This window comes from Enterobacter sp. JBIWA008 (assembly GCF_019968765.1).
GTDB lineage: Bacteria > Pseudomonadota > Gammaproteobacteria > Enterobacterales > Enterobacteriaceae > Enterobacter.
In genome coordinates, this window is the sequence record NZ_CP074149.1 from 3,917,536 (window position 1) to 3,937,551 (window position 20,016).

At 55.9% G+C, this 20,016-nt stretch carries 17 protein-coding genes and 1 pseudogene; 8 read left to right on the plus strand and 10 right to left on the minus strand.

Annotated features, from left to right (window positions below; genetic code table 11):
• Window positions 1-162: 162 nt before the first annotated feature.
• From KGP24_RS18885 to KGP24_RS18905, 5 genes are all read right to left on the minus strand, one after another.
• A complete protein-coding gene (locus KGP24_RS18885) occupies window positions 163-1,584 on the minus strand; it encodes a sugar porter family MFS transporter (protein WP_223561447.1) in 1,422 nt (473 codons plus the stop codon).
• 314 nt (window positions 1,585-1,898) lie between these two features.
• Window positions 1,899-2,660: a 2-dehydro-3-deoxy-D-gluconate 5-dehydrogenase KduD gene (gene kduD / locus KGP24_RS18890; protein ID WP_223561448.1), complete on the minus strand. Its 762-nt coding sequence runs from the start codon at window positions 2,658-2,660 to the stop codon at window positions 1,899-1,901.
• A gap of 63 nt (window positions 2,661-2,723) precedes the next feature.
• On the minus strand, window positions 2,724-3,560 hold the full coding sequence (kduI, locus tag KGP24_RS18895; RefSeq protein WP_223561449.1) for a 5-dehydro-4-deoxy-D-glucuronate isomerase: 837 nt from the start codon (window positions 3,558-3,560) through the stop codon (window positions 2,724-2,726).
• Window positions 3,561-3,795: 235 nt separating this feature from the next.
• Window positions 3,796-4,974 carry an acetyl-CoA C-acetyltransferase gene (locus KGP24_RS18900; protein ID WP_223561451.1) on the minus strand — a complete coding sequence of 393 codons (1,179 nt, stop codon included), beginning with the start codon at window positions 4,972-4,974 and terminating at the stop codon, window positions 3,796-3,798.
• Between the two features lie 93 nt (window positions 4,975-5,067).
• The gene (locus KGP24_RS18905; RefSeq protein WP_223561452.1) at window positions 5,068-5,934 is read right to left on the minus strand and encodes a LysR family transcriptional regulator; all 867 of its coding nucleotides are present in this window, start codon (window positions 5,932-5,934) and stop codon (window positions 5,068-5,070) included.
• A gap of 105 nt (window positions 5,935-6,039) precedes the next feature.
• Here KGP24_RS18905 and KGP24_RS18910 point away from each other — a divergent pair, with 105 nt between their 5' ends.
• Together KGP24_RS18910 and KGP24_RS18915 are read left to right on the plus strand one after the other, a co-directional pair.
• Complete coding sequence (locus KGP24_RS18910; RefSeq protein WP_115876214.1) at window positions 6,040-6,501, plus strand: multidrug/biocide efflux PACE transporter; 462 nt, start codon at window positions 6,040-6,042, stop codon at window positions 6,499-6,501.
• A 119-nt stretch (window positions 6,502-6,620) separates the two neighbouring features.
• Entirely contained in the window at window positions 6,621-7,850 is a 1,230-nt protein-coding gene (locus KGP24_RS18915) for an amino acid permease (protein WP_223561453.1), read from the plus strand.
• 54 nt (window positions 7,851-7,904) lie between these two features.
• Here the strand turns inward: KGP24_RS18915 and KGP24_RS18920 are convergent, their stop codons facing one another.
• A complete protein-coding gene (locus tag KGP24_RS18920; RefSeq protein WP_223561454.1) occupies window positions 7,905-8,357 on the minus strand; it encodes an Lrp/AsnC family transcriptional regulator in 453 nt (150 codons plus the stop codon).
• A 115-nt stretch (window positions 8,358-8,472) separates the two neighbouring features.
• Between KGP24_RS18920 and KGP24_RS18925 the strand changes: the two genes are divergently transcribed.
• The gene (locus KGP24_RS18925; RefSeq protein WP_223561455.1) at window positions 8,473-9,084 is read left to right on the plus strand and encodes a LysE family translocator; all 612 of its coding nucleotides are present in this window, start codon (window positions 8,473-8,475) and stop codon (window positions 9,082-9,084) included.
• A gap of 27 nt (window positions 9,085-9,111) precedes the next feature.
• On the opposite strand, the gene KGP24_RS18930 is transcribed toward KGP24_RS18925, so the two are convergent.
• Window positions 9,112-9,384 carry a GNAT family N-acetyltransferase gene (locus KGP24_RS18930; RefSeq protein WP_008499687.1) on the minus strand — a complete coding sequence of 91 codons (273 nt, stop codon included), beginning with the start codon at window positions 9,382-9,384 and terminating at the stop codon, window positions 9,112-9,114.
• A gap of 10 nt (window positions 9,385-9,394) precedes the next feature.
• The gene (yjdI, locus tag KGP24_RS18935; RefSeq protein ID WP_008499689.1) at window positions 9,395-9,625 is read right to left on the minus strand and encodes a 4Fe-4S mono-cluster protein YjdI; all 231 of its coding nucleotides are present in this window, start codon (window positions 9,623-9,625) and stop codon (window positions 9,395-9,397) included.
• Window positions 9,626-9,803: 178 nt separating this feature from the next.
• Between yjdI and KGP24_RS18940 the strand changes: the two genes are divergently transcribed.
• From KGP24_RS18940 to KGP24_RS18960, 5 genes are all read left to right on the plus strand, one after another.
• Window positions 9,804-11,444, plus strand: coding sequence for a sensor histidine kinase (locus KGP24_RS18940; RefSeq protein ID WP_223561457.1), 1,641 nt, complete (start codon window positions 9,804-9,806; stop codon window positions 11,442-11,444).
• A complete protein-coding gene (locus tag KGP24_RS18945) occupies window positions 11,428-12,123 on the plus strand; it encodes a response regulator (protein WP_223561458.1) in 696 nt (231 codons plus the stop codon). The genes KGP24_RS18940 and KGP24_RS18945 overlap by 17 nt, the downstream gene beginning before the upstream one ends.
• Before the next feature lie 168 nt (window positions 12,124-12,291).
• The gene (locus tag KGP24_RS18950) at window positions 12,292-13,380 is read left to right on the plus strand and encodes an ABC transporter substrate-binding protein (RefSeq protein ID WP_223561459.1); all 1,089 of its coding nucleotides are present in this window, start codon (window positions 12,292-12,294) and stop codon (window positions 13,378-13,380) included.
• Between the two features lie 80 nt (window positions 13,381-13,460).
• Window positions 13,461-15,230 (plus strand): iron ABC transporter permease, encoded by a 1,770-nt coding sequence (locus KGP24_RS18955; RefSeq protein ID WP_032675455.1) that lies wholly within the window; start codon window positions 13,461-13,463, stop codon window positions 15,228-15,230.
• Window positions 15,223-16,293 carry an ABC transporter ATP-binding protein gene (locus KGP24_RS18960; protein WP_223561461.1) on the plus strand — a complete coding sequence of 357 codons (1,071 nt, stop codon included), beginning with the start codon at window positions 15,223-15,225 and terminating at the stop codon, window positions 16,291-16,293. Before KGP24_RS18955 ends, KGP24_RS18960 begins: the two co-directional genes overlap by 8 nt.
• A gap of 117 nt (window positions 16,294-16,410) precedes the next feature.
• On the opposite strand, the pseudogene KGP24_RS18965 reads toward KGP24_RS18960, so the two are convergent.
• A pseudogene (locus tag KGP24_RS18965) lies at window positions 16,411-16,509 on the minus strand (transposase); the annotation flags it as partial.
• A 243-nt stretch (window positions 16,510-16,752) separates the two neighbouring features.
• Window positions 16,753-19,914, minus strand: a complete 3,162-nt coding sequence (locus KGP24_RS18970; protein WP_223561463.1) for an inverse autotransporter beta domain-containing protein — start codon at window positions 19,912-19,914, stop codon at window positions 16,753-16,755.
• Window positions 19,915-20,016 lie beyond the last annotated feature (102 nt).

Consider the following 20,016-nt stretch of genomic DNA (forward strand, 5'->3'; position numbering starts at 1 on the left):
AACAGCGGTGGTCCGATGATACATTATACTAAGAATTATCTTAAGTTCAAATCCCTCTATTCATCCTATCCTGCCAGAGTTGGTAGTGAATTTCATTACGTTATTATTGTAATTACTAACCATCTTACCAACTCTGACTTGTATTGAACGCTTAAACAGGCATTACGATCGCACGCCGATATTTCGCAGTTTCTCCCCTGCCATCAGCTTGCGTTCAATATGTTCAAGCGTCACGCCTTTGGTTTCCGGGATCAGCCAGAACGTGACGCCAATAAACGCTACGTTCAGCACCGTGTAGAGCCAGAAGGTTCCGGCAGCACCAATTGAATCCAGCAGCGTCAGGAACGTCGCGCCGATGATCATGTTCGACACCCAGTTGGTGGTCGTGGAACAGGTGATGCCAAAGTCACGGCATTTCAGCGGCTGAATTTCGGAGCACAGGATCCACACCACGGGCGCGGCGCTCATCGCGTAACCTGCGATACACATCATGGTCATACCGACAGAAAGCCAGGAAAGCCCGCTTGAGGCGGTGCCGTTATCAAACTGCATCAGGCAGTAGCCGAGGATCAGCGTGCCGATCGCCATTACGCTAAAACCGATTTTCAGCGCCGGTTTACGGCCTGCTTTGTCCACGGTGAATACCGCAATGAACGTGGCGAACATAAAGGTTAGCCCGACCACCAGGGTCGCGATCATCTGCTGTTCCGTAGTGGTAAACCCAGCCATTTTGAAAATGCGTGGCGCGTAGTACATGATGATGTTCATGCCGGTGAACTGCTGCATCGCCTGCAGCAGCATGCCGAGGAAGACCGCGCGGCGCACGTTGCGGTTGATCTTGAATAGCGCCCAGCCGCCCTGCTTTAGCTTCAGGCTTTCGCGGATCTCGTTCAGCTCTTCGCGCGCTTTTTCCGAAGTATCGCGCAGCATGCGCAGCACCTCTTCTGCCTCCACGTGGCGCCCTTTTTGCGCCAGCCAGCGCGGACTGTTTGGCAGGAAAACCACCAGGACGATCAGCACCAGCGCCGGTAAGGCCAGTACGCCGAGCATCGCGCGCCAGTTGCCGCTGTAGCTGAAGTAGGTGTCAGACAGAAACGCCAGAACGATCCCGAGCGTCACCATCAGCTGATACATGCTGATCATCTTGCCGCGTACGTTCTCGCTCGCCATTTCGGAGAGATAAAGCGGTGCCGTGTAAGAGGCAATCCCCACCGCCACGCCCAGCAGCACGCGGGAGAACAGCAGGATTTCAACGTTAGCGGCAAACGCCGAGCCGATCGATCCCGCGACGAAAAGGATCGCCCCGACCATCAGGCTGTATTTGCGCCCCAGGCGGAACGACAGCCAGCCGTTAAACAGCGCCCCGATAGCCGCGCCGAGCATCATGCTGCTCACCACCCACTCCTGCAGGCGGCTGCTGAGGGTAAAGTGATCGGTAATAAAGGGTAATGCGCCAGCAATGACGCCGATATCCAGTCCAAATAACAGGCCCGCTACGGCGGCGGCAATAGAGACAAACTGGTTCATGCGGCGAGTATCACGCAGCGCAGCGGGCATTAGGGTAGAGTCATTTATAGATGTCATATTTTTCCTGCCTCAACAGCAAAATTCGTTAACTGAAATTACGAGAAAGCAAGGAAAAGTGTCAGGCCGGAAATCGCGAAGTTATGGATTATTCCGCTACGGCATACGGTTATGTGATGGACATTACAATTTCAACTCGTGGCGAATAATCACGTTTTTTTACTAATCATTTAATATCTAAGCAATAAAAGTGTGATTGCCGTCATTTGTGATTTTTTAGTATGGATTTTTCATCTTTATCGATATGGACTAAGCCAATTATTGCGCAAAAAAAAACCTCTGCCCATAGGCAGAGGTTCTTAATACAGGTGGAATTAACGCGCCAGCCAGCCACCGTCTACTGCCACGGTGTAACCGTTGATGTAATCCGATGCGGAGGAGGCCAGGAAGACAATCGGTCCCATCAAATCGCTCGGCAGCCCCCAGCGTCCCGCAGGGATACGCTCCAGGATCGCCGCGCTGCGCTCTTCGTCTGCACGCAGCTGCTGCGTGTTGTTGGTCGCCATGTAGCCCGGCGCAATCGCATTCACGTTGATATTATGTTTCGCCCATTCGTTTGCCAGCAGGCGGGTCACGCCCATCACGGCGCTTTTGGACGCGGTGTAAGACGGCACGCGGATACCGCCCTGGAAAGAGAGCATAGAGGCAATATTGATGATTTTGCCCCCTTTCCCCTGCGCAATAAAATGCTTCGCCGCCGCCTGGGACATGAAAAAAACGCTCTTGATGTTCAAATCCATCACGTCGTCCCAGTCGCGCTCGCTGAAGCTGATCGCGTCTTCGCGGCGAATCAGCCCGGCGTTGTTCACCAGAATGTCGATATGACCGAATTCAGCAACCGCGCGGTCCAGCAGTTCAGGAATGGCATCGATTTTACGCAGGTCAGCGGTCAGGCTCAGGAAACGGCGGCCCAGGGCCGTCACGCGTTCGATGGTGTCAGTCGGTTCAACGATATTAATTCCGACGATATCGCAGCCCGCTTCCGCCAGGCCTAACGCCATTCCCTGTCCCAGCCCGGTGTCACACCCGGAAACCACAGCCACTTTCCCCTGCAGAGAGAATGCATCCAGAATCATGTTTATTCCTTACTCTTTCAGAGCCTGTCACTCACAGGCAGGTTTATGCTTCACCGCCCGCGACTAGCGCAGATCGCTGACCGCAACATGGTCCATATCATCAAATACCTGGTTTTCACCCACCATTCCCCAGATAAATGTGTAGGCTTTCGTCCCTACGCCGGAGTGAATAGACCAGCTCGGTGAAATCACCGCCTGCTCGTTGTGCATCACGATATGGCGCGTTTCCTGCGGCTGTCCCATCATGTGGAACACGCAGGCGTCCTCATCCATATTGAAGTAGAAGTAGACTTCCATGCGGCGCTCGTGGGTATGGCACGGCATGGTGTTCCACAGATTGCCCGGCGCCAGCTCGGTCAATCCCATGCTGAGCTGGCAGGTCTCCAGCACGTCCGGCACGAAGTATTTATTGATGGTGCGGCGGTTGCTGGTGAGGTTGTCGCCCAGCGTCACGGGTGCGACGTCTGCCGTGGTCACTTTTTTGGTTGGGCAGGTGGAGTGAGCCGGCGCGCAGTTGTAGTAAAACTTCGCAGGCTTGCTGCCGTCGATGCTGGCAAAGACCACGTCTTTCGCCCCTTTACCCACGTACAGCGCCTCGCGATGGCCAATCTCATAGCACTGTCCGTCTACGGTGATGGTGCCCGGCCCGCCGATGTTAATCACCCCCAGCTCGCGACGCTCGAGGAAGTAGCTCACGCCCAGCTGTTTACCGACCTCACCGCCCACGGAGACGCTTTTCGTGACCGGCATAATCCCGCCCACAATAATACGGTCGATATGGCTGTAAACCATGGTGTACCTGTCGGCCTCGAATACCTGCTCGACTAAAAATGCATTGCGCAGCCCCTGAGTATCCAGCGTTTTGGCGTGCGCACTGTGGATGCTTTCTCTGACGTCCACTATAACCTCCAGATGTGGTCATGCCCGAAGGCGGAAAGAAACGAAACAGCGTTCCATTTTTCATAATGAGTACATACTATCGGCATAAAGTGGGCATTTCAATTATATTTAAAACAACGTTTCATTTTTATTTTTGTTTATAACGAAAATGATGTTCGGATCACAATTAAACCGCATGGCGAATAAGGGCACGAAAAAAAACCTCCCGGAGGAGGTCATTTTCAATGAGGAGAGGTTAGCGTTCGATGGCCAGCGCCACCCCTTGCCCGCCGCCTATACAGAGTGTGGCAATCCCTTTCCGGGCATTGCGCTTTTTCATTTCGTGGACCAGCGAAACCAGGATCCGGCAGCCGGACGCACCGATAGGATGACCCAGCGCGATCGCGCCACCGTTAACGTTGACCCGCAGGGGATCCCACTCCAGCATTTTCCCGACGGAGATCGCCTGCGCGGCATAGGCTTCGTTCACTTCGATCAGATCCACATCTGAAAGCTGCCACCCCGCGCGTTCCAGACAGCGACGTGTAGCATAGACCGGTGCAATCCCCATTAACGCAGGATCAACCCCTACGCTGGCGAACGCCTTAATGCGGGCCAGCACGGGAAGATCGAGTTCAAGGGCTTTGCTTTCGCTCATCATCATGACGGCGGCAGCGCCGTCGTTAATGGAAGAGGCATTTCCCGCCGTCACCGAGCCCTGCATTTCAAACGCGGGATTCAGCCTCGCCAGCCCTTCGGCACTGGCGTCAGTGCGCGGCTGTTCATCGGTATCCACAACGACAGGCTCGCCGTTCTGACGCAGCGCGCTGACCGGGACAATTTCGTCGCGAAAACGGCCGGAATCAATCGCCGCACGCGCTTTTTGCTGCGAGCTCAGCGCATAGGCATCCTGCACCTCACGGCTGATACCGTACTCGCGCGCCAGGTTTTCCGCCGTCACGCCCATATGATAGTCATTGAACGCATCCCAGAGCCCGTCATGCACCAGGCTGTCGAGCAGCTGACTGTTGCCCAGCTGTGCGCCGGTCCGGCTGTCGGTCAAGACGTGAGGCGCGCGGCTCATATTCTCCTGCCCGCCCGCGATGATCACATCCGCTTCACCACACTGAATGGCCTGCGTCGCGAGATGCAGCGCTTTTAATCCTGAACCACAGACGTCGTTGATGGTGATGGCCGAAACGGTATTGGGTAGACCGCCCTTCAGCGCCGCCTGACGCGCAGGGTTTTGCCCGGCACCGGCCGTGAGGACCTGTCCCAGGATCACCTCATCAACTTCATGTGCTGCGATCCCGCTGCGTTCCACCAGCGCTTTTACCACCACGCTGCCCAGGTCAACCGCCGAATGACGCGCGAGCGCTCCCTGAAAACAGCCGATAGCTGTACGCAACGCACCCACTATTACGACATCTTTCATCACGACCTCTGTGTTAAATGACATGACGATAGTAGAGGATTGTTACTGGCAATTATCTTAATTGTTTAAAAATAGTGAGTTTAATCACAAGGATCAGCGCGCATCCTGCAGATACTGCCGCAGCCAGCTTCCGGCAACGCCGGGAGGTGATCGCTTATTCCACAGCAGATCGATGCCGATCGCCCGCGGCCAGCCGGGAACATTGAGCTGTACCAGGGATTTCGCGGCGGCAAATTCATCCACCAGCGCGCACGGCAAAACGCACCAGCCAAACCCCTGTACCGCCATACTCAAGAGTAACAGGTAATTCGGGGCTGACCAGACGGGCCCGCGCGCGATCTCCGCCTCGCGCTCAAGATAGGTGCTCAGCCGCAGCTCTCGCCAGCCGTGCAGCTCGTCACGCTGAACGTCATGTTGTCCGGCCAGAGGATGCGTGGTCGCGACATAGATCGCCATGCGGGTCTGCATCGGCAGCCGGATGGCGCCTATATCCGTAGGATAACCGTCTCGCGCTTCGGTGAGGCCAATCTGCGCGCGCTCCTTTTGCAGAAGATCGATCACGTCCTCCTCCTCGCCAATCAGACATTCGAATTCCGTATGGGGAAAACGCGCGTCAAACTGTTTCATCATATCTTCCAGCACGTCCGGGTTGAGGGTATCGGAAAGGACAAACGTCAGACGCGCCTCCGTTTGCGCCGTGAGCGACACCGCCAGCTCATCCAGCCGCGCGCTGGCGGCCAGGATGGCCTGCACGTAGCCCAGCACCTGTTCTCCCTGGGCCGTTAACACCGGCTGGCGCGCCGAGCGGTCAAACAGCTCAAAGCCCAGATCGGCTTCAAGATTGGCAATGGACGTGCTGATCGTCGACTGGCTTTTACGCAGCCGGCGTGCGGCAGCAGAAAAAGAGCCCGCCGCAACGGTCTCGACAAACGCATTAAGGGCTTCGGGTGAATAGCGCATAACCTATCTACTTTAGCGATGGATACTATCTTTAATATATCAGCTTTAGCGATGAAAATAGGCTGCATCAACGCCCATACCGGCGAATTAATGAGGTCTATGACTATGCAACATCAGGATGCACTCCAACGTAAACTGCCGGAGCGGATCTTTCATGCTGTCTGTTTTGAAGGGATTGCAACGGCGATCCTCGCCCCTACGGCGGCGTGGCTCATGCAGCGTTCCGTGGTGGAGATGGGCGGGTTGACCATTGTTCTGGCCACCACCGCCATGCTGTGGAACATTATTTATAACTTCGGCTTCGACCGTTTCTGGCCTGTTCAGCGCGTCAAACGTACGGCAAAAGTGCGTGCGCTGCATGCGCTGGGGTTCGAATGCGGGTTCATTGTGATTGGCGTGTCGATTGTCGCCGCCGTGCTGGGCGTCACCCTGCTGCAGGCATTCACACTGGAAATAGGTTTCTTCCTGTTCTTCCTGCCGTACACCATGTTCTATAACTGGGCGTACGATTGCCTTCGCGAGAAATTTCTTAAGCGCCGCCAGCAACGACGCGCTCTGGCAGGCTAGCCCCCGTCTGGCCGGACGCCCGTTCCGGCCAAACGCTTTCGAAGCAACTGCGCTCTCCGTGCATAATTATGGTAAATTGCACTCCATTCCGATGGTTTGATAGTTGATACGTTGCTCTAATGTCGAAAATTTGGTCAAAAGATGAGACTCTCTGGAGTTTCGCTCTCTACGGCACGGCCGTGGGCGCAGGAACGCTCTTCCTGCCCATTCAGCTGGGCTCCGCAGGCGCAATCGTCCTGTTTATTACCGCCCTCGTGGCCTACCCCTTAACCTACTGGCCGCACAAAGCGCTGGCGCAATTTATTCTGTCGTCGAAAACGAAAGGCAACGAAGGGATCACCGGCGCCGTTTCGCACTATTACGGCAGGAAGATCGGCAACCTGATCACCACGCTCTATTTCATCGCCTTCTTTGTGGTGGTGCAGATTTATGCGGTGGCGATCACCAACTCGTTAACCGAACAGCTGGCAAAACACCTGACGGTGGATACCACAGTTCGCGTACTGGTCAGCCTGGGCGTGGTGCTGGTCCTGAATCTGATCTTCCTGATGGGACGCCATATCACAATAAAAGTGATGGGCTTCCTGGTGTTTCCGCTGATTGCCTATTTTCTGTTTGTCTCGCTCTATCTGACCGGGAGCTGGCAACCCTCGCTGCTGACCAGCCAGATGGCGTTCGATCGCCATACGCTGCATCAGGTATGGATTTCGATTCCGGTGATGGTGTTTGCTTTCAGCCATACCCCGATTATCTCCACGTTTGCCGTTGACCGTCGCGAGAAGTTTGCCGACGGCGCCATGGATAAATGCAAGAAAATCATGAAGGTGGCGTACCTGATCATCTGCCTGAGCGTGCTGTTCTTTGTCTTCAGCTGCCTGCTCTCAATTCCGCCGTCGTACATTGTAGCCGCCAAAGAGGAAGGGGTGACGATCCTGTCAGCGCTGTCGATGATGCCCTCTTCACCGGCGTGGCTGGGGATTTCCGGGATTGTCGTGGCGATTATTGCGATGTCGAAATCGTTTCTCGGCACCTATTTCGGGGTGATTGAAGGAGCGACGGAGATCGTGAAGTCGTCGCTGAATCAGGTAGGCGTGAAAAAGAGCCGCGCCTTTAACCGCGCGATTTCCATTATGGGGGTGTCGTTAATCACCTTTGCCGTCTGCTGCATTAACCCGAACGCCATTTCGATGATTTACGCCATCAGCGGCCCGCTTATCGCCATGATCCTGTTTATCATGCCGACGCTGTCAACGTATCTGATCCCCTCACTGAAACAGTACCGCTCCATTGGCAACCTGCTGACGCTGATCGTCGGCGTGCTGTGCGTGTCGGTGATGTTTGTCGGCTAATTCCCTTTCCTGCCCGGCGCTCTGCCGGGCAGGCCATTCGTCCTGGCCTGCTGCTTACAGCGGAAAAGGCCTGCCCTGCACCACCGTTTTCATGACAAGCGTAGAGCGAAGATGCTGCACGCCGGGCATGGCGGAGAGCTTCTCGTCGTAGAGCTTCTGGAAAGCGGGCAGGTCGCGGGTCACGACGTGCATCAGATAATCGGGATCGCCAAACAGGCGCTGTGCCAGCACGATCTGAGGAATTTCCTCCACCGCCGCTTCAAACGCGCTAACCGCCTTACGGTCACCCTCCTTCAGCGTCGCAAACACTATCGCCAGGAAGTTGAATCCCATTTTGGCGGGGTCGAGGCTGGCCCGGTATCCCGTTATCGCCCCGCTTTGCTCCAGCGCCCTCACGCGACGATGGCACGGCGAGAGGCTCAGATTCACTCTTTCCGCCAGCTCGGTAAGGGATAAGCGGCCATCAGACTGTAGCTCAGCAAGAATTTTTCGATCGATGCTATCCATGTGGAAGAATTTCTCAATTTAACGGTGTTATGAGCATAACATTGAAAGCCTATTTCGCAGGGTTAGCGATATTCTTTTTCTCAACGTTTGACGCACTGCGGGAGTCTTCAGGACGATGGAAATGAGTATTGTGGTCGGCTTTTGGGTGGTTTCTTTTCTGCTTATCATGACGCCTGGCGCCGACTGGGCCTACGCCATTAGCGCCGGAATTAACGGGCGACGCGTGGTGCCGGCGGTGATGGGGTTGATGTCCGGGCATCTGTTAGCCACGCTGATTGTGGTGGCAGGCGTGGGAGTAGTGATTGCTCAACACCCGATGGCGTTAACCGGGCTGACCGTCGCGGGGGCCGCGTATCTCCTGTGGCTTGGCATCGGACTGTTGCGTCACCCTGCCGCACCGGAAAAGGCCACACATCATGAGGGAAACTGGAGGCAGTGGGCGGTGAAAGGGCTCTGCATTAGCGGCCTTAACCCGAAGATGTTTTTGCTGTTCCTGGCCCTGCTCCCGCAGTTTACGGACCCGACCGGGAGCTGGTCGTTAGCGATGCAGATGTCCGCGCTTGGGATGATGCATCTTATCACCTGTACGCTGGTCTATCTGCTGGTGGGGTATGGTTCGAAAGCGGTGCTCGCAACCCGGCCACAGGCGGCGCGTCTGGTGAGCATGGCGTCAGGAGGGATAATGGTGCTGATCGCGATGGTATTGCTGTTTGAGCAGGTAAGATAAAAAAACACCGGCCATCGCCGGTGTTATTTACGCCCGAATATCGTCATATTCCCGCGTTTTATCAAACTCATGTTTCGCGAACGGGCACAGCGGGATAATTTTACGGTTCTCGCCGCGCATCTTCTCCACCACTTTCGCCACCAGCTGTTTGCCAACGCCCTGCCCTTTCAGGCTCTCATCCACGTCGGTGTGCTCGATAATGCTCAGGTGCTCGCCGGTCGGCACGAAGACAATCTCCGCGACCTGGTTGCCGTTCGCATCGTTCACGTAAAACTTGTTATGGCCTTCCAGAATATCCATGGTTCCTCGCTTATTTTTGGCGATACTTCAGCGCACCGCTCGGACAGGTATCAATCACGCGGACAACCGTTTCAACGTCCACTTCATCGGGAATGATCCACGGCTTACGTTTCAGATTAAACAGCTTTGCGCTCCCACGCACGCAGTTACCGGAGTGTTTGCAGATCCCGGTGTTGAAGTAAACGTCAATTTTCTCGCCGGTATAGGCCCGATAACCCGCATCCAGTAGTTCTTTATCCATGACATTGCCTCTGTAATTATTATCGCGCTGAATGAAGCATAGCCTTACGGGATCCTGATGGCTATAACGCCGAAAACGAAAAGCCAGGTCACAACTCTTTTCTCGCCAGATTGCGTCCGCTATTGGCCCATGTCAGGCTCCACAAATATCTCACTTTTACAGGGCTAGCGCGGGTTGAATGAAACGCAGACTCTCTTTTCAGGTAAAGCTATTTTTAGCGCTGGTGTGCTTCTCCTGCCTGCTGTTAGTTCTGCTGGGAACGATCCTGTTTCATTTTATTGACCGACAGCTTCATCACGATCTCGGCCAACGCGCCCGGGTTCAGGCCAGCCAGATCGCGCTGATGCCGGGCCTGGCGGCCATGGTAGCGGCCAGAGATATTCCGGGGATAGCCCGGTTAATTCAGCCGCTGCGTGCCGAAAGCGATGCCAGCTATATTGTGATTGGCGATACGCGCGAGCAGCACCTTTATCATTCGGAATCTCCTGAGCGCATTAATTTACCGATGATCGGCGGAGATAACGCGGAGGTATTAAAGGGTAAAACCATCATTTCCGTGCGTCAGGGTGGGATTGGCGTGTCGCTGCGCAGCAAAGCCCCCATCTTCAACGCGCAGCATCAGGTGATTGGCATTGTCTCGGTCGGCTATCTGACCTCCTATATTGCCAATATTAACGCCCGCATCCTCTGGCAGTCCGGGCTGTACGGCGCTGCGCTTCTGCTGCTGCTGTTTATTTTCTCCTGGCTGTTTACCCGCAATTTAAAAAAACAGATGTTCCGACTGGAGCCGAAAGATATCGCTCAGCTGGTTTTGCAGCAAAGAGCGTTATTAGAAGCCATGTATGAAGGGGTATTTGCCGTTAATGAAGAGAAGCAGCTGATTTTAATTAACCGCGCGGCACGAGAAATGCTGGATATTCGGCAAAGTGAGAAAGACCTTATCGGCAAACCACTGGAAGACGTTCTGCAGACGTCGCCGGGCTTTTTATCCCAGCGCTACGCCTCGGTGAGCAGCGGTAGCCACGACCAGATTGCGGTGCTGAACCAGCGCGAGGTGATCGTCAACCGGGTGGCGATTGAGGTCGAACCGGGCGTCGAAAGCGGCTGGGTCTACAGCTTTCGCGACAAAAACGACATTAACACCCTCAGCAGCCAGCTCAGTCAGATTAAACGCTATGCGGATAACCTGCGCATTATGCGCCACGAACAGCTGAACTGGACCGCCACGCTGGTGGGGTTACTGCAGATGAAACACTACGACGAGGCGATCCGATACATCCAGGTACAGTCCGAAGGCGCGCAGCGCGTGCTGGACTTTGTCTCCGCTCGTTTTTCATCTCCCGCGCTGTGTGGGCTGCTGCTCGGAAAATACGTCAGCGCGCGCGAAAAAGGCATCGAGCTGCTGTTTGATCCCGCCTGCCATCTCACCCGCATGCCTGCCGCGCTTAGTGAAACGGAGCTGATGTCCATTATTGGTAATCTGCTGGATAACGCGGTGGACGCGACCCTTAAGGCACAGATCCCCGCACCGGTGGAACTCTACATTTCTGACCGTAACCAGGAGCTGCTGATCGAGGTGGCCGACCGGGGCTGCGGAGTGGACGATGCGATGAAGCCGCACATTTTCCGTCAGGGGTTCAGCAGCAAGCCGGAAAGCGAAAACGACATTGTGGGTACCGAGCACGGTATTGGCCTGTTCCTGGTGGCAGGATATATCGACAAGGCCGGCGGCAGCATTGAGATTGCCGACAACACGCCGCAGGGCACTATTTTTTCTGTGTTTATTCCGAATGGGCAACAGCATGACCCGACCACTTGATGTTGTGATCGTTGAAGATGAGCCGCACCTGGCGGAGCTGCATCGCGAGTATATCGAGCAGAATTTCCATTTGCGCGTGGTGGGCATCGCCGCGTCGATTGAGCAGGCATGCAGCCTGATTCGTCAGCATCAGCCGCGGCTTATCCTGCTGGACAACTATCTCCCGGACGGTAAAGGCGTGGAGCTCATCGATAACCCGCTGCTGAAAAGCTATGAGTGCTCGGTGATCTTCATCACCGCCGCCAGCGATATGCAGACCTGCAGCCACGCCATGCGCAGCGGCGCGTTTGACTACCTGATTAAGCCCGTTTTTTTCCAGCGCCTGCACGCCTCGCTGGAGCGGTTTATGCGCTTCATCCACACCGTGCAGCAGGTGAAGGTAGTCGACCAGCATGCGCTGGATCGCCTGTTTAATCTGCCTGCCGCGGAAGCCTCCATTACGCCGTCGACGAAGGGCATTGAGCCCCAAACGCTGGAACGGATTAAACGCCTGTTCGCAGAGCATCCCGACAGCGCGATGTCGGTTGAAGAGGTGGTTGAAAACGTGGGGATCAGCAAAACCACGGGCCGTCGCTACCTTGAATACTGCGTGGAGAGCGGGTTAATCAGCGTCGAAATGCTGTATGGCAATATTGGTCATCCGCGACGGTTATACCGCAAACTCCCCGATAAACCGTAATCCGAAACCGTTCGCAGGCTAACGTTCGCGGATTTAATGGTGTTAATTGCTGAAACGACGGCGACAATCACACTTCGGAATCATTGCCCGCGCCTCCCTATTGTCGGAGGCGCGCTTTACGCTATGTTGACAATTAGTTCCTCAAATGTAACTAAAAGGTTAACTATAATGTCGAACACGTTCCGAATTTCTCTGCTTACCGCTACCGTACTGTTCTCTGCTTCTGCACTGTCTGCCCTGCCGCGGGGGTATCCTGCTGAGTATCAAAAAGTTGTTGATGCCGCCACGAAAGAGGGCAAGGTTGTTATTTACTCCACCACCGACATCAAAGCCGCCGGACCGCTGATCCAGGGCTTCGAAAAAACCTACCCGGGCATTAAAGTTGAATACAACGACATGAACAGCACCGAGCTGTACAACCGTTTCATCAGCGAACAGGCCTCCGGCGGCGTAAGCGGCGACGTGGTCTGGAGCTCCTCGATGGACACGGGTCTGAAGCTCGCCACCGACTACGCCATGGAGTACAAATCTCCGGAGCAAAGCCAGCTGCCGAAATGGGCGGTCTGGAAAGATAAGGCTTACGGCACTACCTATGAGCCGGTGGTCTTTATCTACAACAAGCGTCTGATCCCGGCCGGGGACGTGCCGGATTCTCACGCCGCGCTGGCAAAGCTGATTGCCAGCCAGACGGACAAATTCAAGGGCAAAGTGACCACCTACGACATCGAAAAATCGGGTCTGGGCTTTATGCTCTCGGTTCAGGATCACAACGCCGATCCTAACTACTTCAAAACCCTGGCCGACGTCGCCAAGGGCGGCTTATCGGTGCAGTCGTCTACCGGCACCATGATGGAGCGCGTCTCCTCCGGTGAAAACCTGATCGGCTTCAACATCCTCGGCTCCTATGCGGAAGCGCGTGCAAAGAACGATCCGTCGCTCGGCATTTCCTATCCAAAAGATTACACCCTGGTGCTGTCGCGCGTGTCGTTCATCAGCCAGCAATCGCAAAACAGCAATGCGGCAAAACTGTGGCTCGACTACGTGCTGTCTGAACAAGGGCAAAGCATTCTGGCCAATCAGGCGGATATTCCCTCCATTCGTAACGATATCGAAGGGAAAAATGATATCGACGGCCTGACCAAAATCCTCGGCAACGCGCTGAAGCCGATCCCGGTTGATGAAACGCTGCTGGAATACCTGCAGCCGAAAAAACGCCTGGAGTACATCAAAGAGTGGCGTACCGCCGCCGGCAAATAAGCGTCTGAGCGCGGCGCATGCCGCCGCGCTCCCTTATCGAATGAGTTCGTTTTTCTGGGCTGCAACACCAGGGATACCCCATGAATACATTACGCAGAAAGTGGCAAAGCCTGCCGCGAGGCATCGTCGTGCTGATAACCGCCCTGGTTATCTACACGCCGCTGTCGTTTATCGTGATACAGAGCTTCCTGTCCGCCCCGTTCTTTTCGCCGTCAAAAGAGTGGAGCTTTGAATCATTTGAGTTTATTTTCACCGACCCTGATTTTTATAAGGCTCTGAAAAGCGGCTTTATTCTTGCTTTCGGGCTGGTCTTTATCTCTATCCCGCTGGGCGGCGTGCTGGCGTTTCTGATGGTGCGTACCGATCTGCCCGGCCGCCGGTTGATTGAGCCGCTGATCCTGGTCCCGATTTTCGTATCACCGATGGTGCTGGGCTTCGGCTACGTGGTGGCCGCCGGTCCTGTGGGCTTTCTCTCCCAGTGGGCTGAGGCGCTGATTGGCTTTGTGCCGTGGAATATCTACGACATGTCGAGCATTGTGGTCATTGCCGGCCTGACGCACGTCCCGCACGCCTATCTGTATATCTCGTCAGCGCTGCGCAGCGTGGGCTCCGACGTGGAAGAAGCCGCGCGCACCGCGGGCGCGTCGCCGTGGCAGGTGATGACTTCCGTCAGCCTGCCGATGGTGCGCCCGTCCATTCTGTACGCCACCGTGCTGCTGTTCTTCCTGGGGCTGGAAGTGTTTGGCCTGATGCTGGTCCTCGGCGACCCGGAAGGCAACATGGTGCTGGCGACCTATCTCTATAAGCTGACGAACAAGATGGGCACCCCATCCTATAACCTGATGGCGGCGGTTGCCGTGGTGCTTATCTGTATCACCATCCCGCTGGTGATGCTCCAGCGTCGCCTGATGCGCACCGCCAACCGCTTCGTCACCATGAAGGGTAAGGCTTCGCAGGCCCGCGCGCTGCCACTGGGTAAATGGCGCTGGGTGGCTGGCGCGGTGATTGCCTTCTGGCTCACCGTCACCATCGGCGTTCCGCTGCTCGGCGTGGTATTGCGCGCGTTTATCTCCAACTGGGGCGTGGGCGTTTCGCTGTGGGACGAGCTTTCTCTGAACACCTTCCGCACCATCTGGGCGCAGCCCAACCTGCTGCGCGCCATCGTTAACTCCATGGCGATTGGCGTGATTGGCGGCGCGCTGGCCGTGGTGTGCTACCTGTTTGTCGGCATTGCCATGCACCGTAAGCCGGACAACACCACGCGTTTTCTGGACTACAGCGTGCTGGTGCCGCGCGCCGTGCCTGGCCTGCTGGCGGGTCTGGCGTTCCTGTGGGTGTTCCTGTTCCTGCCGATGTGGCTGGATAACTCGCTGAAATCCGGCTGGCTTTCCGGGTTCGCCTGGACCGACTGGATGCGCGAAAACGTCATCGTCTGGCTGCGTTCGCTGCGCAGCACCATTTTCAGCGTCTGGCTGGCCTATACCGTGGTGTGGATGGCTTACGGGCTGAGGCTTATCTCTTCCACGCTGCTGCAGGTGGGGCCGGAGCTTGAGGAAGCGGCGCGCAGCACCGGGGCGACGCGCGGGCAGATCACCCGCCACGTCACCATCCCGCTCTCCCGCTACGGTCTTATAGGTTCGTGGCTGCTGATGTTCCTGATCTTTGAGCGCGAATACTCAACGGGTGTGTACCTGCTTTCACCCGGCACGGAAACCATCGGCTCGATGCTGGTTTCCCTCTGGGCCGCGGGTGCCATTGATATCGTGGCGGCGCTCTCTTTCATTAACATCCTGCTGGTCGTGGTAGGTCTGGGCATTGCCCTTCGTTTCGGAGTGAAAATACATGATTGAATTAGCGGTTGACGATCTGCACTTAACCTACGGCGACAATCCTGTTTTAAAAGGTGTCTCCATGAACCTGAAGCGCGGCGAAGTGGTCTCCCTGTTAGGCCCCTCCGGCAGCGGTAAAACCACCCTGCTGCGCGCCGTCGCGGGTCTGGAAAAACCGACGCAGGGGTCCATTGTCATTGGCAACAATAAAGTTTACGACGGCACGCCTCGCAGCGAGGTCCCGGCGGAAGAGCGTAACCTGGGGCTGGTGTTCCAGTCCTACGCCCTGTGGCCGCACAAAACCGTGTTTGAGAACGTGGCCTATCCGCTCAAGCTGCGCAAAGTGCCGGCCAAAGAGATCCAGCAGCGCGTGCAGGACGTGCTGGACCAGCTTGGTCTGGGCCATCTTGGCAAACGTCACCCGCACCAGCTCTCCGGCGGGCAGCAGCAGCGCGTGGCGATTGGCCGCGCGCTGGTGTACAACCCGCCGGTGATCTTGCTGGACGAACCGCTCTCTAACCTCGACGCCAAGCTGCGCGAAGAGGCCCGCGTGTTCCTGCGCGAGCTGATTATCAAGCTCGGGCTATCGGCACTGATGGTGACGCACGACCAGAACGAAGCGATGTCCATTTCCGACCGCATCCTGCTGCTCAACAACGGCAAAATTGAGCAACAGGGCACGCCGCAGGAGATGTACGGCTCGCCGAAGACGCTGTTTACCGCCGAGTTTATGGGCAGCAACAACCGCCTGCACGGCAAGGTCACCGAAGTGCGCGACGGCAAAGCGCGTATCGAAGGAAAAGGCTGGGTGCTGTGGGGCCAGGCCGGTGAAGGGGTGCAGAGCGGTGATGACGCCACGGCGGTGATCCGCGTCGAGCGCGTCGCGGTGGTCGAGGGGCCAGGGGAAAATCAGCTTGAGCTGCCGCTGCTCACCAGCATGTACCTCGGCGACCGCTGGGAGTATCTGTTCCGCACGGTGGGGGATGATTTTGTGATCCGCGCGTATGGGCATGAGGTTCGGGATCCGCAGCACTGCCATCTTTCGCTGCCGGAGAAGCATGTGTGGGTGTTCCCGAGAGGGTGAATGTGAAAGGAAAAGGCTGCGGGATGCGGCCTTTTTTGTTGGTATATGATGAGTGCACGCAATTCTAGCTTATGCAAAATAGAGGGCAGGATCGTCTACCGGGGCGGGGTCAGTCCAATCCATAGCCTTAGCGGCATCAGAGACGGGGTAGTTTTGATCGACAACCAGTTGAGCGGATTCGCGTTTGAATTCAGGACTAAAATTTCTTCTTTTCATTGGTGCACCTGTATTGTTCTGAGGTGAGCATATCGCCTCTATTCAGGTGGCCAAATTCAGTAAACCACTTCAGGAATGACTATCGAAAGTAAATAGAGATTGCGGGTTTTAGAGATGGTCACCCTGATACTTCAGAGCCTGAAAAATTCAAAGAGACACTGAAGAAAGATCGCTATACGCACTGGCAGCGCGTCAGCAAGCCTCGGAATTTGTAACCCCCACTCAAAAGGGTGGGGGTTATCGTTAATTTCCTCTCGCAACAACCATTTGGGTTGACCCGGTAGGATTGTTAAAGGCATATGTTGTTCCGATAGCTTCCAAAGTCAACGTTCTGGGCGTAAATGACGAACTTTTTGATTGTACGCTTGTTCTTACTTCTCCATTCGCATCGGTAACGTCAGAAATAGGGGTGAAGTTAAATTGCGAAGTGTATGTTGACCCCAGAGACCACCTTATTTCATAACCCGGTACCGGATAGCCGTTCTTATCTACAGCTTTCGCCACTGCCGTATTTGGTGCATCAATGCCTTTTCCGTCCTGAATTAACGTGACTGTAATTGCTGTCGCATTAGACTGAACAAATTGAACGGGTGCAGTGGCAGAAACATTATTATCCAGCGTCGCTGTAGCCGTTACGGTTTCGACTACTGCATCTGTAATATTAACAAGCAATGTTCCATTTCCGATTGTCGTATACGATGTCACACCTGAAGTTGTCTCCAGTTGAGCTGAACCTGATACGCTTAATTTGACGTTTGCGCCATTCACAGGTTTGTTGAATTTATCCTGGACGAAAAGTCGGAGAACGGTCGTATCGTGAATATCAGCTGCGCTTGCTGCATAAAACTGAGTGATCTTCAGACCTGCTACGTCTACCACAAATTCACTGGTTTGGCTGAGTGAGGAGCCGTTACTTAACGAAGCATTAAGCTGTAACGTCTCAGCCGTTGTATCAGTAAAACTAACTGCTGTTTTACCTGTGCTGTCTGTACTCCCTCCAGGTACCAGGGTCACAGTTGATTTATCTGCACTCCAGCTAACAGTTTCATTAGACAGGGGATTACCGTTCGCATCACTCACCACCGCAGTCGCGGAATTCTGCGTAGTACCATCTGCCGGGCTTTTGTCCTTTATGATCGTCACACTCTCAATTTTTGCAGTAGCCGTGTCAGCGATAAAGGTACTAGGTTTCGACAAGCCAGCACCATTCACCGATGCCGTGATATTTACGGTTTGAGCCTTCACGTCAGTGAATGTCACCGTAGTCTGACCGCTGGCATCTGTTTTCGCTGAAGCACCAAACACAGCACTTCCATCCTGCGCCCATGTCACATCAACACCGGAGATCGGGCTATTTTTCGCATCAACCACGGTAACAGTGGCCTGATTTATTGCATTACCGTTTGCCACCGCTCCCGTCGTCGTTATTAAGGCTGAGACCCTGGCTGAATCAGGATCCTGACCGAAGACAGACGCAACAGTTTTACTACTGCCGTTATCGAGCTTCGCGGTCAGGATGACACTCTCCGCCACCGTGTCCGTGAACGCCACCCGCAGCTGCCCGTTGCCGTCCGTCTGCTGCGCGGTCGCCCGCGCCGCGGCACTGGCGAAGGCCACCGTACCTTTGTCTGCCGATACCGTCACGTTCACCCCGCTCACCGAATTCCCGGCAGGGTCACGGACCGTCACCAGCGCCACGTTCTGCGTGGTGCCGTTGGCCGGGCTGTTGTTGGTCAGCATGCTGAAGCCGGTAATTTGCGCGGCGGCCGCATTCACGGTGAAGTGCGTCGTCTGCGCGGCGCTCACCTCCCCGGCGGTGATGTTCAGCGGGAACGCGCCCGGGGCGGTGGCCGTCAGCTGCGTCCTGACCTGGCCGTTGCTGTCAGTAACCCCCTGCGGATTCAGCAGCGTGACCGGGGCCCCTGCCGACCAGGTGACCTTGCTGTTGGCCACGGGCCGGTTGTTGATGTCGGTGACGGTGGCCAGGGCGGCGTTCGCCGTTTTGCCGTCTGCGATGCTGTTATCCTTCGTCAGGGTCAGGGCCACGTGACTGACCTTCACCTCGATAAAGTGGCTGGCGAGGCTGGCGGTCGCACTGCCGCTGCTGGCGGTCACCTGTACGGCTTCCGGGGTGGTGTTGGTCAGCAGGGCAGTGGCGAGGCCGTCCCCGTTCGTCACCGCCGTCTGGGTGGCGAAGCGGGCACTGCCCGACGTGCTCCAGGTTACGGGCGCATTGCGCACGGGCTCATTGTCGCGGTTGGTGGCCAGCACCTGGACGGTGTTCTGCGTCAGGCCGTCAGCCGGGGCGTTGTCGGTGAGGGCGGTGAGCGTCAGGTTGCTGACACCCTGGTCGGGCTTCCTGCGGTACTGGAGGACAATCTGGTTGTTACGCTCCACCAGGTCGTAGCGACTGCCGGCAAGGGTCCGCAGGGCCCGGACGTTATCGGGGTCGAGTTGCGCTCGCCAGTTCTGGCCGATGTCGTAGCGGACGCTCAGCTGGAAGTTCGCCTCGCTCTGCGCGTTCTGGCCCTGGCGGTAATCAACGCCAAGGGTGACCAGCGGGACCGGGGTGTAGCTGAGCCCGGTGGTGATGGCCGACGGGTTGCGCTGCAGGGTGTCCTTGTCAAAGAGGGCCACCTTCTCCCCGTAGTACTGCTCGTACATCACCTTCGCACCGAGCTGCGGGTAGGCCGGGAGGTAACCCTCGGCCCGGAGGTCAAAGCCGTCGGCGGGTTTTTCCTGGTAGTTGTCGAAATCCCGGGAGTCGTGCCAGCTGGAGGTGCCGACGTAGGAGTTGGCAGAGAGCTTCAGGTAGTTGGTCCAGGCTTCGCCGCCGATACCGACGCGACGGTTATTTCCGGTGAAGTCGTTGTCGAAGAAGACGTTAGCGCCGAACATCCAGTCCTGCAGATAGTAGGTGCGCACGCCCGTGCCGAGGTTGCCGGTGACCCTGTTATCGGGGGCGCGGAGTCCGAATTGTGTAAACCAGACGGACTGGCGGTTATCGTACAGGGGGATGAGGAGGTCGAGGGAGCTCTGGTCCCAGCGGCCATTGTCGTCGACGCTGAGGTTGACCCGGGCGGTCCCGAACTGGCTCAGCCATTTTTCTGCGGAAGAAGAGGCATAACCTGTAGCTGCAGATGTTGCCATGCCAGCCGCATTGCTACCGCTCAATGCAGTGGCCATCGAGGTCATTGATGCCGCATACGGAAGGTCAGTGCTGGGTCCTTCTGCCAGAGAGGCCGGGCGATCAGACGAGAAAGGGGACAATCGATATTCTGAGGATGTTTGCGCGAACGCTGAATATGAAAATGATGGGATCAAGGAAATTAGAACCTGCATGATAATTTGTAGCCATGCAAAACCGCGGACCCATTCAAACCGCTTAGCTGACTGCTGGTTCATCACCGTTGATCCCAACGTAATTACAAATTTTTATAAGAATAGCATTACTTTAACTTTTTATGTACCGAAGGCACATGCCGACGGAAATAACGTCGAAGTATC